The organism is Streptomyces misionensis, assembly GCF_900104815.1.
GTDB classification, from domain to species: Bacteria; Actinomycetota; Actinomycetes; order Streptomycetales; family Streptomycetaceae; genus Streptomyces; species Streptomyces misionensis.
Genome location: NZ_FNTD01000004.1, coordinates 2,391,608 through 2,406,772 on the forward strand (window position 1 = coordinate 2,391,608; position 15,165 = coordinate 2,406,772).

Here is a 15,165-nt window from a genome sequence, read left to right on the forward strand (position 1 = left end):
CGGGTGAGTCCCGTTCAGTCCTCCCCGCCCCGCAATCCCGTCGGCGGCCACGTCCCGGTGGCCGGCGGCCTGCACTCCGTGGGGCTGTCGTACGCCCGCGCGCTGGAGGCGGAGACCGTGCAGGTCTTCGTGGCCAATCCGCGCGGCTGGGCCACTCCGGCCGGGAACCCGAAGCAGGACGAGGCGTTCCGCGCGGCCTGCGCCGAGGAGTCCGTCCCGGCGTACGTGCACGCCCCCTACCTGATCAACTTCGGCTCGCACACCGAGGCGACCGTGGAGCGGTCCGTGGAGTCGCTGCGGCACTCGCTGCGGCGCGGGCGGGAGATCGGCGCGCTGGGCGTGGTGGTGCACACCGGCAGCGCCACCGGCGGGCGGCCCCGGGAGGTGGCGCTGAAGCAGGTGCGCACGCACCTGCTGCCGTTGCTGGACGAGCTGACCCATGACGACGACCCGTTCCTGCTGCTGGAGTCCACCGCCGGCCAGGGCGCCTCGCTGTGCTCGCGGACCTGGGACTTCGGGCCGTACTTCGAGGCGCTGGACGCCCACCCCAGGCTGGGCGTCTGCCTGGACACCTGCCACATCTTCGCGGCGGGCCACGACCTGACCGGCCCGGCGGGCATGCACCGGACGCTGGACCTGCTGGTGGAGACCGTCGGCGAGGGCCGGCTGAAGCTGATCCACGCCAACGACTCCAAGGACGTGGTCGGCGCGCACAAGGACCGGCACGAGAACATCGGCTCCGGCCACATCGGCGAGGAGCCCTTCCGCGCCCTGATGACCCACCCGGCGACCGCGGGCGTCCCGCTGGTCATCGAGACCCCGGGCGGCAAGGAGGGCCACGCGGCGGACGTGGCCCGGCTCAAGCGCCTCAGGGACGGCTGACAGGCGGTCGGCGGCCCCTCACAGCTCCGGGCCGTCGCCGGGTTCCTCCTGGTAGGAGTAGCGCTGTTCCTTCCAGGGGTCGCCGATGTTGTGGTAGCCGCGCTCCTCCCAGAAGCCGCGGCGGTCGGCGGTCATGTACTCCACGCCCCGCACCCACTTGGGGCCCTTCCAGGCGTAGAGATGGGGCACGATCAGGCGGACCGGGAAGCCGTGCTCGGCGGTGAGCAGCTCGCCGTCCTTGTGGGTGGCGAACAGGGTGCCCTCGGCCAGGAAGTCCGTCAGGCGCAGGTTGGAGCTGAAGCCGTACTCCGCCCAGACCATCACATGGGTGACGTCCGGGGCGGGCGGGGCCAGGTCCACGACGGCGCCGGCCGGCACGCCGCCCCACTCCGCGCCGAGCATGCTGAACTTGGTCACGCAGTGCAGGTCGGCCACCACGGTGGTGTACGGCAGGGCGGTGAACTCCTCGTGGGTCCAGCCGTGCTTGTCGCCGTCGGCGGTGGCGCCGAAGACCCGGAAGTCCCAGCGCTCGGGCCGGAACTTGGGGACGGGCCCGTAGTGCGTGACGGGCCAGCCGCGCTGGAGTCGCTGCCCCGGCGGAAGCCCGGACCCTGCCGCTGCTCCAGACTCTCGTTCCACCGGATGACCCATGTATCCATCCTGACAGACCTTGGACGGTGCCCTCGCCCCACCCTCCCGGAAACGGGCAAACGGCGTCATTTTCGGGCACATTTACTAAGTCCACACTTACTGGACGATCTTCGCCGCCGATGCAATCATGCGGCGCACACCTCCCCGTTCTCCCCGTGTGGAAGGAGCCGCTGCGATGCAGGGCGACCCCGAGGTCATCGAACTGCTCAACGAACAGCTGACCGCCGAGCTGACGGCGATCAACCAGTACTTCCTGCACTCCAAGATCCAGGACCACAAGGGGTGGTCGAAGCTCGCCGAGTACACCCGGCGCGAGTCGTTCGACGAGATGCGGCACGCGGAGATCCTGACCGACCGCATCCTGCTGCTCGACGGGCTGCCGAACTACCAGCGGCTCTCCCACGTCGAGGTGGGGCAGACGGTGACCGAGATGTTCCGGGCCGACCGGCAGATCGAGGTCGAGGCGATCGACCGGCTGCGCCGGGGCGTGCAGATCATGCGTGACAAGGACGACATCACATCCGCGAACATCTTCGAGGCGATCCTGGCCGACGAGGAGCACCACATCGACTACCTGGACACCCAGCTGGAGCTCGTGGACAAGCTGGGCGAGGCGCTGTACCTCTCGACGGTGATCGAACAGAGCCAGCCGGACCCCTCGGGGCCGGGCACCGGCGGCTTCTCGGGCTGACCCTACGCGGCGTCGTCCAGCCGGTCGAGCGTCGCCGGAGCGCGCTGTCCGATCAGCTCACGGCGGGGGCAGGCGCCCCGGCCGAGCAGGGCCTGGATGCGCCGTACACAGCGGCCGCAGTCCGTGCCGGCCTTGCACGCGGAGGCGATCTGACGCGGTGTGCAGGCGCCGTCCTCCGCATGTCGCATGACCTCGGCGTCGGTGATGCCGAAGCAACTGCAGACGTACACGCGGCCCACCTCCCGACGGGATCGTCGTATCTCTGCCGTCCCGTTCCCGGTGAGGCAAACCTAACCTTACCCGTCGCTTCGCGACCGCAAAAGAGCGAGGGGCGCGGATCGCATGTGATCCGCGCCCCAGCACAGCCTCGGGAGCCGCCCTACTGGTCCCGGTACATCTCCGCGACCAGGAACGCCAGGTCCAGCGACTGACTGCGGTTGAGCCGCGGGTCGCAGGCCGTCTCGTAGCGCTGGTGCAGGTCGTCGACGAAGATCTCGTCGCCGCCGCCCACGCACTCGGTGACGTCGTCGCCGGTCAGCTCGACGTGGATGCCGCCCGGGTGGGTGCCGAGCGCCTTGTGCACCTCGAAGAAGCCCTTGACCTCGTCGAGCACGTCGTCGAAGCGGCGGGTCTTGTGCCCGGAGGCCGCCTCGAAGGTGTTGCCGTGCATCGGGTCGGTCACCCAGGCCACCGTCGCGCCGGACGCCGTGACCTTCTCCACCAGCTCGGGCAGCCGGTCGCGGATCTTGTCGGCGCCCATGCGGACGATGAACGTCAGCCGGCCCGGCTCCCGCTCGGGGTCGAGGCGGTCGATGTAGGTCAGCGCCTCCTCGGCCGTGGTGTTCGGGCCGAGCTTGATGCCGATCGGGTTGCGGATCTTCGAGGCGAACTCGATGTGCGCGTGGTCCAGCTGCCGGGTGCGCTCGCCGATCCACACCATGTGCGCGGAGACGTCGTACAGCTTGCCGGTGCGGGAGTCGACCCGGGTCAGGGCGGACTCGTAGTCCAGCAGCAGCGCCTCGTGCGAGGAGAAGAACTCGACGGTCTTGAACTCCTCCGGGTCGGTGCCGCAGGCCCGCATGAAGTTCAGCGCGTTGTCGATCTCACGGGCCAGCTGCTCGTAGCGCTGGCCGGAGGGCGAGGTCTTCACGAAGTCCTGGTTCCAGGCGTGCACCTGGCGCAGGTCGGCGTAGCCGCCGGTGGTGAAGGCGCGCACCAGGTTCAGCGTGGACGCCGAGGCGTGGTACATCCGCTTGAGCCGCTCCGGGTCCGGGATGCGGCTGGCCTCGGTGAAGTCGAAGCCGTTGACGGAGTCGCCCCGGTACACCGGGAGGGTCACGCCGTCGCGGGTCTCGGTCGGCTTGGAGCGCGGCTTGGAGTACTGCCCGGCGATCCGGCCGACCTTCACCACGGGCACCGAGGCCGCGTAGGTGAGGACGGCGCCCATCTGGAGCAGCGTCTTGAGCTTGGCGCGGATCTGCTCGGCGCCCACGCCGTCGAAGGACTCGGCGCAGTCGCCGCCCTGGAGCAGGAACGCCTCGCCCTTGGCGACGGCCGCCATCCGGGCGCGCAGTTGGTCGCACTCGCCGGCGAAGACGAGCGGCGGATACGACTCGAGGTCCGCGATCACTGCGCGCAGAGCCTCGGCGTCGGGGTACTCGGGCTGCTGCGCCGCGGGCAGGTCTCGCCAGGTCGCCTCGGCGGCGACGGCATGGGAATCAGCGTTCACGGTCACCTCGTAAACATTACGGGGTCATGTCCCGAGTTCCACGAGTCGCCCGAAAAGTGAGACGCGACGACTGCACCGTGGACAGCCGCCGGGTGCGGTAGGGTCTCCCGCATGTTCGCGCCTTCCAACCAGAACTGGTGGTGGACCGCTCACCCGGCGGCCCGCTAGATCGCGCGTACCCAGACTTCGCGAAGGCCGCCCGAGGGGCGGCCTTCGGCGTTCGCCGGGTCGTTCCTCTCCTCATCCGACCGAGTAGGAGACCGACCCGTGGACCTGATGGACCTGCTGTCCGACCCCCGCCCCTTCGCCCTGCTGCGCCGCCGTGTCCCCGGCCGCGCCGAGCACCCGGTGGAGGTGCTGATCGGCCCGGTGAGCGGCCGGGAGCGGCTCGCCGAGCTGCCGGACGAGGGGCTCGCCCTGGTGCCGTTCCGGCAGATCCGCGAGCGCGGCTTCGACGTCCGTGACGACGGCACCCCGCTGCTGGTGCTGACCCCCGAGGAGACCTGCGAGATCCCGCTGGACGAGGCGCTCGCCCAGCTGCCCGGGCACGCGGTGCGGGTCGAGGGCGGCGGCTTCGACGTCGGCGACGAGGAGTACGCCGGGATCGTCGGACGGGTGCTCGCGGACGAGATCGGCCGGGGCGAGGGCGCGAACTTCGTGATCCGGCGCACGTACGAGGGCACGGTGCCCGGCTTCGGCCGCGCCGACGCGCTGGCGCTGTTCCGGCGGCTGCTGGCGGGCGAGCGGGGCGCGTACTGGACGTTCGTGGTGCACACCGGGGACCGGACGCTGGTCGGGGCGAGCCCCGAGGTGCACGTGCGGATGTCGGGCGGGACGGTCGTGATGAACCCGATCAGCGGGACCTACCGCTATCCCGCCGAGGGGCCGACCCCGGAGCGGCTGCTGGACTTCCTCGCCGACGGCAAGGAGACCGAGGAGCTGTCGATGGTGGTCGACGAGGAGCTGAAGATGATGTGCACCGTCGGCGACATGGGCGGGGTCGTCGTCGGGCCCCGGCTGAAGGAGATGGCGCACCTCGCGCACACCGAGTACGAGCTGCGCGGCAGGTCGTCGCTGGACGCGCGGGAGGTGCTGCGCGAGACCATGTTCGCGGCGACGGTCACCGGGTCGCCGGTGCAGAACGCGTGCCGGGTGATCGAGCGCCACGAGGCCGGAGGCCGGGGGTACTACGCCGGTGCGCTGGCCCTGCTCGGCCGGGACGCGGGCGGGGCGCAGACCCTGGACTCCCCCATCCTGATCCGTACCGCCGACATCGACGCGGCCGGACGGCTGCGGGTGGGGGTGGGTGCCACGCTGGTGCGCGGTTCCGATCCGGCGGGCGAGGTGGCCGAGACCCACGCGAAGGCGGCGGGCGTGCTGGCGGCCCTCGGGGTGCGCCCCGGCCGGCCGCGCGCGGAACGGGAGCTGCCCCGGCTGGCCGACGACCCCCGGGTGCGGGCCGCGCTGGACGGGCGGCGGGCCTCGCTCGCCCCGTTCTGGCTGCGGATGCAGCAGCCGCCCGCCGAGGTGACCGGGCACGCCCTGGTGGTGGACGGCGAGGACACCTTCACCGCGATGCTGGCGCATCTGCTGCGCTCGGCGGGGCTCGAGGTGACGGTGCGGCGGTACGACGAGCCGGGGCTGCGGGCGGCGGTGCTCGCGCACGAGGGCCCGGTGGTGCTGGGCCCGGGCCCCGGCGACCCCGGCGACCCGGCCGATGCGAAGATGCGGTTCCTCGGGGAGCTGACGGCGGCGGTGCTGCGGGAGCACCGGCACGGGGTGCTGGGCGTGTGCCTGGGCCACGAGCTGATCGCGGCGGAACTGGGCCTGGGGATCGTCCGCAAGGAGGTTCCGTACCAGGGCGCGCAGACGCGGATCGAGCTGTTCGGACGCCCGGAGACGGTCGGCTTCTACAACAGCTTCACGGCCCGCTGCGACGAGGAGACGGCGCGGGAGCTGGCCGCGCGTGGCATCGAGGTGAGCCGGGCGGCGAACGGCGAGGTGCACGCCCTGCGCGGGCCCGGGTTCGCCGGTGTGCAGTTCCACCCGGAGTCGGTGCTCACGCTCGACGGGGCGGCGATCGTCGGGGAGTTGCTGGGCCGGCTGCGCGGCGCGAGCGCGGTGTGAGGCGGCCGCTCCCGGGGCCGCGGGCCGGATGCCGGCCCGCGGCCCCGGGGCGTCCGCCGGACTCAGCCGAAGAACACCCCGACCTCGGCGTACAGCTTCGGGTCGACGGTCTTCAGCTTGGCGGTCGCCTCGGAGAGGGGCACGCGCACGACGTCGGTGCCGCGCAGGGCGACCATCTTGCCGAAGTCGCCGTCGCGCACGCAGTCCACGGCGTGCAGCCCGAAGCGGGTGGCGAGCCAGCGGTCGAAGGCGCTGGGGGTGCCGCCGCGCTGGATGTGCCCGAGGACGGTGGTGCGGGCCTCCTTGCCGGTGCGCTTCTCGATCTCCTTGGCCAGCCACTCGCCGACCCCGGACAGCCGGACGTGCCCGAAGGAGTCCAGCGTCTCGTCCTTGAGCACCATCTCGCCGTCCTTGGGCATGGCGCCCTCGGCGACCACCACGATCGGGGCGTACGACGCCTTGAAGCGGGAGGTGATCCAGGCGCACACCTGGTCGAGGTCGAAGCGCTGCTCGGGGATGAGGATGACGTTGGCGCCGCCGGCGAGGCCCGAGTGCAGGGCGATCCAGCCCGCGTGCCGGCCCATCACCTCGCAGACCAGGACCCGCATGTGGGACTCGGCGGTGGTGTGCAGCCGGTCGATGGCCTCGGTGGCGATGTTGACGGCGGTGTCGAAGCCGAAGGTGTAGTCGGTGGCGGACAGGTCGTTGTCGATGGTCTTGGGCACGCCGACGCAGGGCACGCCGTACTCGCCGGACAGCCGGGCGGCGACCCCGAGGGTGTCCTCGCCGCCGATCGCGATCAGCGCCTCGACCTCCTGCTTGGCCAGGTTGTCCTTGATCCGGCGGATGCCGTCCTCCTGCTTGAGGGGGTTGGTCCGCGAGGAGCCGAGGATGGTGCCGCCGCGGGGCAGGATGCCGCGCACGGCGGGGATGTCGAGACGGACGCTGCGGCCTTCGAGGGGGCCCCGCCAGCCGTCCCGGAAGCCCACGAACTCGTAGCCGTACTCCTGTACGCCCTTGCGTACCACGCCCCGGATGACGGCGTTCAGCCCGGGGCAGTCGCCGCCTCCGGTGAGTACTCCGACCCGCATGGAAATGTCCCTTCGCCCGCATTGCCTGACGCTTCGTCACGCTAATGGTGATGCGCGTCACATCGGGAGAGGCGGGACGGGTGAATCGGGAGCATTGCGCCCCGATCCGGACTACCCCGCGTCCAGGCCGCGTTCGATCGCGTACCTCACCAGTTCGACCCGGTTGTGGAGTTGGAGCTTGCCGAGGGTGTTCTGGACGTGGTTCTGCACCGTGCGGTGGGAGATGACGAGGCGTTCGGCGATCTGCTTGTAGCTCAGTCCCTTGGCGACCAGCCGCAGCACCTCCGTCTCCCGCTCGGTCAGCCGGGGCGCGCCCGGCTCGTCGGTGTCGGGCGCGGGCGCCGGTTCGGCGGCCAGGCGCCGGTACTCGCCGAGCACCAGTCCCGCCAGGCCCGGGGTGAACACCGCGTCGCCGGCGGCCGTGCGGCGCACCGCGTCCAGCAGTTCCCCGGTGGAGGCGGACTTCAGCAGATAGCCGGTGGCGCCGGACTTCACCGCCTCCAGCACATCGGCGTGCTCCCCGCTCGCGGACAGCACCAGGACGCGCAACGCCGGGTTGTGGGCGACCAGTTCCTTGCACACCTGGACGCCGGGCTTGGCGGGCAGATTGAGGTCGAGGACCAGGACGTCGGGACCTGCGGCCTTGGCGCGGCGCACGGCCTGCTCGCCGTCGCCCGCGGTGGCGACCACCTCGAAGCCGGACTCGGTCAGGTCCCGGGCGACCGCGTCGCGCCACATGGGGTGATCGTCCACCACCATCACCCTGATCGGGTCCTGCCGCCGTGTCATCGCTGCTCCGCCTTCTTCTTCCCCCGCGCCGCCAGGGCGCCCTTCGGTACCTTCAGTTCGACCTCGGTGCCCTGCCCGGGCACCGAGATCAGCTCGGCGCTGCCGCCGAGGTCGCGCAGTCTGCCCCGGATGGACTGGGCGACGCCGAGCCGCCCCTCGTCCTCGGCCTCGGCGAGCCGGCCCTCGGGGATGCCGGGTCCGTCGTCCCGGACGGTGACCACGATCTCCTCCGGCTCGTCCTCCAGCAGGATCCAGGCCCGCGCCCCCTCGCCCGCGTGCCGCTCCACATTGTCCAGGGCGGCGCCGACCGCCGCGGCCAACTCCCGTGCCGCGGACGGCGGCAGGGGCACCGGGGCGCCGGGCTCGGCCAGGGTCACCCCGTCGCGCGCGAAGGGCGCGAGGAGGGTGCGCAGATCGACCGGGCCGCGCTCGGCCGGCTCCTCGCGGACCGGTGCGGCGCCGTCCGCGGCGATCCGGGCGACGGGCAGCAGTCCGCCGGAGACCAGGGTGCGCAGGGCCACCTCCTGCTCCCCGGCCAGCCGGCCCAGCTCGGCCGCCTCGCCGCCGAGGGCGGTGCCGCGCCGCTTCACCATCGCCAGGACCTGGAGCACGCTGTCGTGGATGTCCCGGGCCAGCCGCTCCCGCTCCCGGGTCGCCGCCTGGATCTCCAGGGCGCGGGCGAGGGTGCGCTCGGAGGCGCGGGCCACCTCCACGACGTAGCCGATGCCGACGGAGGCGATGCAGACGAGGATCAGGCTGTGCAGGGTGTCCTTGGCGACCTGGCCGCGCTCGGCCAGGTTGGCGGCGGCCACCACCAGGGAGGCGGCGGCGGCCCAGCGCCAGCCGCCCTTGACGGCGAAGGCGAGCACCGCGCCGCCGGTCCATATGGTCGGCAGCGTGGGGCCGCCCGCGGTCCGCTGGTGGGTGTCGGCGAACGCGGTGAGCAGGATGCCGGCGAGCGCGATGGCCAGGTCGACGGCGAGGAACGTCCTGGTGCAGCTCGCCGCGTTGCGCACCCGGGGCAGGGTGGCCAGCGTCCACACGGCCAGCACGGCGTCGTAACAGACCGCGATCCAGGGGCGGGTGTAGTCCTCGTACGAGGTGACGCACAGGCCGGCCGCGTACAGCATGGTCAGCACGCGGTACCCGGCGAGCGCCCGCCACAGCGGCAGCTCCACCGACATCCTCAGCACACGCTCGCGCCCGGCCATGTCCCCCCCCTTTTTTCGCACTGTCCCCCGGCCCCCGCCGGGCCCCCGCCGGGCCCCCGGCTACCCGGCCTTCCCGGCTTCCCTGGCGTTCTTCTCCGCTTCCTTGGCCGCCTTCGCCGCCTCCGCGATCTGCCGCTTGGCGGCGGTGGCGTACATGTCGACGTACTCCTGGCCGGAGAGCTTCATGATCTCGTACATGACCTCGTCGGTCAGCGCGCGCAGGACGAAGCGGTCGTGTTCCATCCCCTGGTAGCGGCTGAAGTCGAGGGGCTTGCCGATGCGGATGCCGGGACGCATCAGCTTCGGCATCACCTTGCCGGGCGGCTGGATCTTCTCGGTGTCGATCATGGCCACCGGGATCACCGGGGCGCCGGTCGCGAGCGCCACGCGGGCCAGGCCGCCGGGCTTGCCCCGGTAGAGCCGGCCGTCGGGCGAGCGGGTGCCCTCCGGGTAGATGCCGAACAGCTCACCGCGTTCCAGCACCTCTATACCGCTCTTGATCGCGGCCTCGCCGGCGCCGCGGACACCCGAGCGGTCCACCGGGAGCTGGCCCACGCCTTTGAAGAAGGCGGCGGTCAACCGCCCCTTCACCCCGGGCGTGGTGAAGTACTCGGCCTTCGCGATGAAGGTGACCTTGCGGTCCAGCATCGTCGGCAGGAAGAACGAGTCCGAGAAGGACAGGTGATTGCTGGCCAGGATGGCGGGACCCTCGGCCGGAATGTTCTCCAGGCCCTCGACCCAGGGCCTGAAGGCGAGCTTCAACGGCCCCCCGATGGCGACCTTCATCGTGCCGTACAACACCCGTGTGCCTCCCGTTTCCGTCGAACAGACCTTAACCCCCGGGGCGCCCGATGGACCCGACGGCCCTGGTCGGTGTCCGTGCGGTCGCGTACGGTGAAGCACATCCGCGAGTTCTCCACGCCCCGGCCGGCCGACGGCGGGGCCCTTCCCCGGAACAGGAGCGTCGAAGGTGCCGGTTCTCCCTGGAGCCGAGCCGTACCGCCACGCAGGCGGGGAGGTGGGCGTCCTCTTCTGTCACGGCTTCACCGGTTCGCCCCAGTCGCTGCGCCCCTGGGCGGAGCACCACGCGGCGCACGGCCTGACCGTCTCGCTGCCCCTGCTGCCCGGCCACGGCACCCGCTGGGAGGACATGCAGCTCACCGGCTGGCAGGACTGGTACGCGGAGGTGGACCGCGAGCTGCGGCTGCTCGCCGGGCGCTGCTCCAAGGTGTTCGTGGCGGGCCTGTCGATGGGCGGGGCGCTCGCGCTGCGGCTGGCCGCGCTGCACGGCGAGCGGATCGACGGCGTGGTCGTCGTCAACCCGGCCAACAAGATCCACGGCCTGTCCGCGTACGCCCTGCCCGTCGCCCGGCACCTGGTGCGCACCACCAAGGGCATCGCCAGCGACATCGCCCTGGGGGGCGCGGCGGAGACCGGCTACGACCGGGTGCCGCTGCACGCGGCGCACTCGCTGCGCCGGTTCCTGACCCGGCTCGACGGTGAGCTGCCGCGGGTCACCCAGCCGTTGCTGCTGTTGCGCAGCGCCCAGGACCATGTGGTCCCGCCGGCCGACTCCGCCCGGGTGCTCGGCCGGATCTCGTCCACGGACGTCCGCGAGATCGTGCTGGAACACAGCTACCACGTCGCGACGTTGGATGTGGACGCGGACCGGATCTTCGAGGAGAGCCTCGGTTTCATCGGCCGGCTCGCACCGAGTCTCGGCGAGGAAGGGACGGCCGCAGTTGGCTGAGCACGAGCCCGGTCCCGAGGGCCGCGAGGACCACGAGGGCCGGAGCGAGCCCGACGGGAAGGGCATGCCCTTCGACGAGGACGCCGCCTGGCGGGCCATCGTCGCCGGGTACGGCGAGGAGCCGCCGGACCCGCCGGGGGCCAAGCCCTTCAAGCCGGTGGAGGACCTGGCGCTGCTGGAGAAGGACGCGCCCGCGGAGAAGGAGGCGCAGCCCGGGAACGAGGGCTCCGGGGAGCAGCGGCCCGCCAAGCCGCTGGGCAGCTCCGTCTCCTTCGCGCCCGGCGTCGGCCCCCGCGACCACCGTCCGCCCGAGCCGTCCGAGGGCGACTTCGACGAGGGCGACGAGGGCCACTTCGTACCGCCCGAGCCGCCACCGCTGCCCGACGCCGACACCACCGCGAAGTTCGCGTGGCTCGGTGTGGTCGGCGGACCCGTCCTGCTCCTGCTGGCGGTGCTGCTCGGCTGGGAGATGACCTGGTGGCTGGCGACCGCCGGCATCGGCGGTTTCCTCGGCGGCTTCGCCACGCTGGTGGCGCGGATGCGGACGGACGACGACGAGGACGACGACCCGGGGCGCGGGGCCGTCGTCTAGGGCCTCCCGTTCCGATCAGGCCGGGACGCGCAGGGCGGTCAGCACCGGGAGGTGGTCGGTGGCGGCGGCCAGATCGGCGCGGGTGACACCGGGCTGGTCCAGCGGGACCCCGCAGCCGAGCACCTCGACGCCCTTGGTGGCGAACACCGCGTCGATACGGCGGTGGGGCTCGCCGTGCGTCCAGGTCTCCTCGCCGCCCCAGGGGGCCACCTCGCGGCAGTCCTGGAGGGCGCCGGCGAGCAGCCGGAAGGTGCGGCCCTCGGGGCCCTCGTTCAGATCGCCGCCCGCGACGGCGTGCTCCACGCCGAGCTGGTCGAGCCGGTCCAGGAGCAGCCCGCCCTGGGCGTAGCGCTCACGGCCGTCGAGGCTGAGGTGGCAGCTGATCACGCCGAGGCGGGCGCCGCCGAAGCGGACCACCGCGGTGGCCAGGCCCCGCCGGTGCAGACCTGGGGTGAGCGGCAGCAGCACGTCCTCGGTCCGCTCCACGGTGGCCCGCAGCGAGCAGAGGACCGCGGGTCCGGCCGCGGTGCCGCCCCCGGTGAGGAGGACCAGCCCGGAGGCCGCGGCCAGCCGGGTGAGCTTCTTGCGCCAGCGGAAGAAGCGGGGCGCCTCCTGGATCAGGACCAGGTCGGGGGCGCAGGCGGTGATCACCCTCGCGAGGGCGTCGGTGTCGTCGCGCAGTGAGCGGATGTTGTAGCTCAGGACGCGGATGACTGCTGAACCGTCGGGTTCGGTGTGGGAGTTGGGGAGCGGCGCCATGTGGATCAATGTACGCCGCGCCCTCCGGCGCGGGCGACGGAGGGCGCCCCGGGGCGGGGGGCCGTACCGGGATACGGCCCCGCCGCCGAGCCGGGTGGCTCCTTACATGACCGGGTCGGGCTCACGGGCCAGGTCGGCCGCGCCGACCATGCCCGCCTTGTTGCCCAGCTGCGCGGCGATCACATCGGCGACCGGCCGCCAGTTCCCGCCGACCAGCCACCGCTTGTACGACTTGCGGATCGGGTCGAGCACCAGGTCGCCCTCGTCGGAGAGGCCGCCGCCGACGATGAAGGCGGAGGGGTCGAAGAGGGAGGCGAGGTCGGCGAGGCCGGCGCCGGCCCAGCGGGCCAGCTCGCGGTAGGAGTCCACCGCGACCTTGTCGCCCTGGCGGGCGGCCATGGAGATGTGCTTGCCCTCGATGCCGTCCGGGGTGCCGTCGCCGAGCGAGAGCAGCAGTTCGGCCCGCTCGGGGGTGGCGTTGGCGCGCTGCTTGGCGTAGCGGACCAGGGCGCGGCCGGAGGCGTACTGCTCCCAGCAGCCCTGCGAGCCGCAGCCGCACAGCAGGCCGTCCGGCACCATCCGGATGTGGCCGAACTCGGCGGCCACGCCGAAGTGACCGCGGCGCAGCTTGTTGCCGATGATGATGCCGCCGCCGAGGCCGGTGCCGAGCGTGATGCAGATGACGTTGCGGTGGCCCTTGCCGGCGCCGAACCTGTACTCGCCCCAGGCGGCGGCGTTGGCGTCGTTCTCGACCACGACGGGCAGGCCGGTGCGCGCCTCGACCTTTTCCTTCAGCGGCTCGTTGCGCCAGTCGATGTTGGGCGCGAAGTAGACGGTGGAGCGCTGCCGGTCGACGTAACCGGCCGCACCGATGCCCACGCCGACGATCTCGTGCCCGGCACGCGCGCCCTCCACCGCGGAGGCGATGGCGTCCACGATGGCCTCGGGCGTGGTGGGGGTCGGCACCTTGAAGGTCGAGAGGATGTTGCCTTCCTCGTCGACCACGCCGGCCGCGATCTTTGTGCCGCCGATGTCGACGCCGATGGTGAGTCCCATGAATCCCTCAGTTTCGGTCGAGCCCCGCTACGGCCAACCGTACCCGAGGCCCTTGCCGACGAGGGCTTCAGTCCAGGTCGATGCGCTCCGAGGACCCGGTGCCCTCGCCCCGGTCGCCGCCGTCGCCCGGCCGGTCCGGGCGCCATTCGTCCGCGGGGCCGGACGTGCCGGACGTCCAGCGGTGCTCCTGGGACCGGACGGCGGAGCGGTAGGCGGCCAGCAGTTCGCCGCCCGCGGCCGCGAGGTGGTCGAAGACGTCGGGGTTGCGCTCCATGACGGGCTCGACGGCCGCCTTCGCCTGCTGGACGGCCTGCCTCACCATCTGCTGGGCGGCCGGACCGGCGAGGCCGAGCAGGGGGGACTGGAGGCCGGACAGCTTGTCGGCCACCGTGTCCACGAGCCTCTTCAGCTCCTCGGCGGCGGAGCCGGGCGGCGGGCCGTAGGTGATACGCCGGCGGGCCTTCTCGGCCTCCAGGTCCTCGGCGCAGGCCGTGGCCCAGGCGTCGGCGTCGCTCAGCCGCGGCTCCTCGTGCGGTTCTGCGGGGCGCTCTTCGCTCATGGCGGCCTCCTGACTGCGGTTCGCCCTTACGACGTTACCCGAACGGGCGGCCCCGGTTCACCGTGCCGCGGCGGGCCACAGACCGGGGTCGGGGGCGAAGCGCACCCGCAGCTCGCCCTCGCGCAGCCCGGCCCCGGAGACGGTGCAGCGGCGCAGGGCGGAGGGCAGCGCAACGATCCGGCGGAAGGGGCCGGTGGTGATCACCAGTTCGTCGCCGCGCCGGATCAGGTCGAGTTCCTCCCGTATCGCGCCGGGCAGCGGGATGTGCCAGACCAGCACCCCGTCCTCGGCGATCCGGTCGGCGACGGTCCACTCGACGGGTGCGCGGGCGGGCCCGGCGGCGGGGACCGCGAGGGCGGTGAGGTCGTCGGTGCCCCGCGGGTCGCGGCCGAGGTGCGGCACGGGGTGGACGTCGTACGTGTCCCGCCACTCCTCGAGGGCCTCGCGCTGCTGGGCGAGGAGTCCGGCGAGCCAGGAGCCGGGGGCGGCGTCGGGCAGGGTGCGGTTGGCGATCAGCGCCTCGGTGCGCAGTCCGCGCAGTGCGAGGCCGAGGCGGGCGGTGCGCAGCGCGGCGGCTCCGGCCGGGCCGGGCTCGGCGACGAGCCGCACGGCGGTGTGCCGGTCGTTGAGCACGGCCTCGACGGCGGCGAGTTCCGTGTCCCAGCGGGCGGCCGTCTCGTACAGCCAGTCGGCGGGCATGGGCACGCCGGCCAGTCGGCCGAGGACGGGGCGCAGCGCGCGGGCGGCCTGGCGCTCGGGCGGCAGCAGGCGGCGCAGGTAGCGGCGCAGTTCCTCGGGAAGGGCGAGCAGCGCGAGGGCCTCGGGCAGGGCCGGCAGGTCGACGACGAGGAGGTCGTGGTCCTCGGACAGCGCGGCGTCCCGCAGCGCGCGCAGGAAGGTCAGCTCCTCGGCGCCGGGCAGCGGGGTGACCTCCTCGGCGTCCAGCCGTGACGCGCCGAGCAGGTCGAGGACGCTCGCGGCGCGGGCCTGGAAGTCGGCGAGGTCCTGCCGGAAACCGGCGGCGGCGTCCGGACGCCAGGCGGTGAGGCCCGGCCGGACCTCGACGGGAGCGGCACCCGTCTCCGTGCCCAGCACCGCGCCCGGGGTGTCGGTGCGGTCGGCGCTCAGCAGCAACGTCCGGCAGCCCTCCCGGGCGGCCCGCAGCGCGGTCCCGGCGGCGACGGTCGTACGGCCGCTGCCGCCCGGCCCGGTGATCAGGATGGTACGCATGAGGCTGAACCGTAACGGAAAGCCCCCGCGCGGCGGTTCGGTCCGGCC

At 72.9% G+C, this 15,165-nt stretch carries 17 protein-coding genes; 6 read left to right on the top strand and 11 right to left on the bottom strand.

Annotated features, from left to right (window positions below; genetic code table 11):
• Positions 1-3 precede the first annotated feature (3 nt).
• Positions 4-882, top strand: a complete 879-nt coding sequence (locus BLW85_RS12470; protein WP_070028612.1) for a deoxyribonuclease IV — start codon at positions 4-6, stop codon at positions 880-882.
• Between the two features lie 18 nt (positions 883-900).
• Here the strand turns inward: BLW85_RS12470 and BLW85_RS12475 are convergent, their stop codons facing one another.
• Positions 901-1,533 (bottom strand): sulfite oxidase-like oxidoreductase, encoded by a 633-nt coding sequence (locus BLW85_RS12475; protein ID WP_074992076.1) that lies wholly within the window; start codon positions 1,531-1,533, stop codon positions 901-903.
• A gap of 175 nt (positions 1,534-1,708) precedes the next feature.
• Here BLW85_RS12475 and bfr point away from each other — a divergent pair, with 175 nt between their 5' ends.
• Positions 1,709-2,224: a bacterioferritin gene (bfr, locus tag BLW85_RS12480; protein ID WP_074992077.1), complete on the top strand. Its 516-nt coding sequence runs from the start codon at positions 1,709-1,711 to the stop codon at positions 2,222-2,224.
• Between the two features lie 2 nt (positions 2,225-2,226).
• Here bfr and BLW85_RS12485 read toward each other — a convergent pair whose 3' ends face one another.
• Both BLW85_RS12485 and BLW85_RS12490 read right to left on the bottom strand, forming a co-directional pair.
• Positions 2,227-2,454: a (2Fe-2S)-binding protein gene (locus BLW85_RS12485; protein ID WP_074992078.1), complete on the bottom strand. Its 228-nt coding sequence runs from the start codon at positions 2,452-2,454 to the stop codon at positions 2,227-2,229.
• 149 nt (positions 2,455-2,603) lie between these two features.
• The gene (locus tag BLW85_RS12490) at positions 2,604-3,959 is read right to left on the bottom strand and encodes a class II 3-deoxy-7-phosphoheptulonate synthase (RefSeq protein ID WP_070028615.1); all 1,356 of its coding nucleotides are present in this window, start codon (positions 3,957-3,959) and stop codon (positions 2,604-2,606) included.
• Positions 3,960-4,064: 105 nt separating this feature from the next.
• On the opposite strand from BLW85_RS12490, the gene BLW85_RS40890 reads away from it, so the two are divergent.
• Entirely contained in the window at positions 4,065-4,121 is a 57-nt protein-coding gene (locus BLW85_RS40890; protein WP_071828683.1) for a trp operon leader peptide, read from the top strand.
• Between the two features lie 99 nt (positions 4,122-4,220).
• Complete coding sequence (locus tag BLW85_RS12500; RefSeq protein WP_074992079.1) at positions 4,221-6,080, top strand: anthranilate synthase family protein; 1,860 nt, start codon at positions 4,221-4,223, stop codon at positions 6,078-6,080.
• Between the two features lie 62 nt (positions 6,081-6,142).
• Here BLW85_RS12500 and BLW85_RS12505 read toward each other — a convergent pair whose 3' ends face one another.
• From BLW85_RS12505 to BLW85_RS12520, 4 genes are all read right to left on the bottom strand, one after another.
• Positions 6,143-7,171, bottom strand: coding sequence for a 6-phosphofructokinase (locus tag BLW85_RS12505; RefSeq protein ID WP_070028617.1), 1,029 nt, complete (start codon positions 7,169-7,171; stop codon positions 6,143-6,145).
• A gap of 111 nt (positions 7,172-7,282) precedes the next feature.
• Complete coding sequence (locus tag BLW85_RS12510) at positions 7,283-7,960, bottom strand: response regulator (RefSeq protein WP_074992080.1); 678 nt, start codon at positions 7,958-7,960, stop codon at positions 7,283-7,285.
• On the bottom strand, positions 7,957-9,171 hold the full coding sequence (gene macS, locus BLW85_RS12515) for a MacS family sensor histidine kinase (protein WP_074992081.1): 1,215 nt from the start codon (positions 9,169-9,171) through the stop codon (positions 7,957-7,959). The genes BLW85_RS12510 and macS overlap by 4 nt, the downstream gene beginning before the upstream one ends.
• Positions 9,172-9,231: 60 nt before the next feature.
• A complete protein-coding gene (locus BLW85_RS12520; protein WP_244175026.1) occupies positions 9,232-9,957 on the bottom strand; it encodes a lysophospholipid acyltransferase family protein in 726 nt (241 codons plus the stop codon).
• A gap of 184 nt (positions 9,958-10,141) precedes the next feature.
• Between BLW85_RS12520 and BLW85_RS12525 the strand changes: the two genes are divergently transcribed.
• On the top strand, positions 10,142-10,921 hold the full coding sequence (locus BLW85_RS12525) for an alpha/beta hydrolase (protein ID WP_070028620.1): 780 nt from the start codon (positions 10,142-10,144) through the stop codon (positions 10,919-10,921).
• On the top strand, positions 10,914-11,513 hold the full coding sequence (locus tag BLW85_RS12530) for a hypothetical protein (RefSeq protein ID WP_070028621.1): 600 nt from the start codon (positions 10,914-10,916) through the stop codon (positions 11,511-11,513). Before BLW85_RS12525 ends, BLW85_RS12530 begins: the two co-directional genes overlap by 8 nt.
• Before the next feature lie 15 nt (positions 11,514-11,528).
• On the opposite strand, the gene BLW85_RS12535 is transcribed toward BLW85_RS12530, so the two are convergent.
• The 4 genes from BLW85_RS12535 to BLW85_RS12550 form a co-directional block, all read right to left on the bottom strand.
• A complete protein-coding gene (locus BLW85_RS12535; protein WP_070028622.1) occupies positions 11,529-12,272 on the bottom strand; it encodes an endonuclease/exonuclease/phosphatase family protein in 744 nt (247 codons plus the stop codon).
• 102 nt (positions 12,273-12,374) lie between these two features.
• Positions 12,375-13,328: an ROK family glucokinase gene (locus BLW85_RS12540; protein WP_070028623.1), complete on the bottom strand. Its 954-nt coding sequence runs from the start codon at positions 13,326-13,328 to the stop codon at positions 12,375-12,377.
• Positions 13,329-13,395: 67 nt separating this feature from the next.
• Entirely contained in the window at positions 13,396-13,887 is a 492-nt protein-coding gene (locus tag BLW85_RS12545; protein ID WP_074992082.1) for a DUF5304 domain-containing protein, read from the bottom strand.
• A gap of 57 nt (positions 13,888-13,944) precedes the next feature.
• Positions 13,945-15,117, bottom strand: coding sequence for an ArsA family ATPase (locus BLW85_RS12550; protein WP_074992083.1), 1,173 nt, complete (start codon positions 15,115-15,117; stop codon positions 13,945-13,947).
• Between the last annotated feature and the right edge of the window lie 48 nt (positions 15,118-15,165).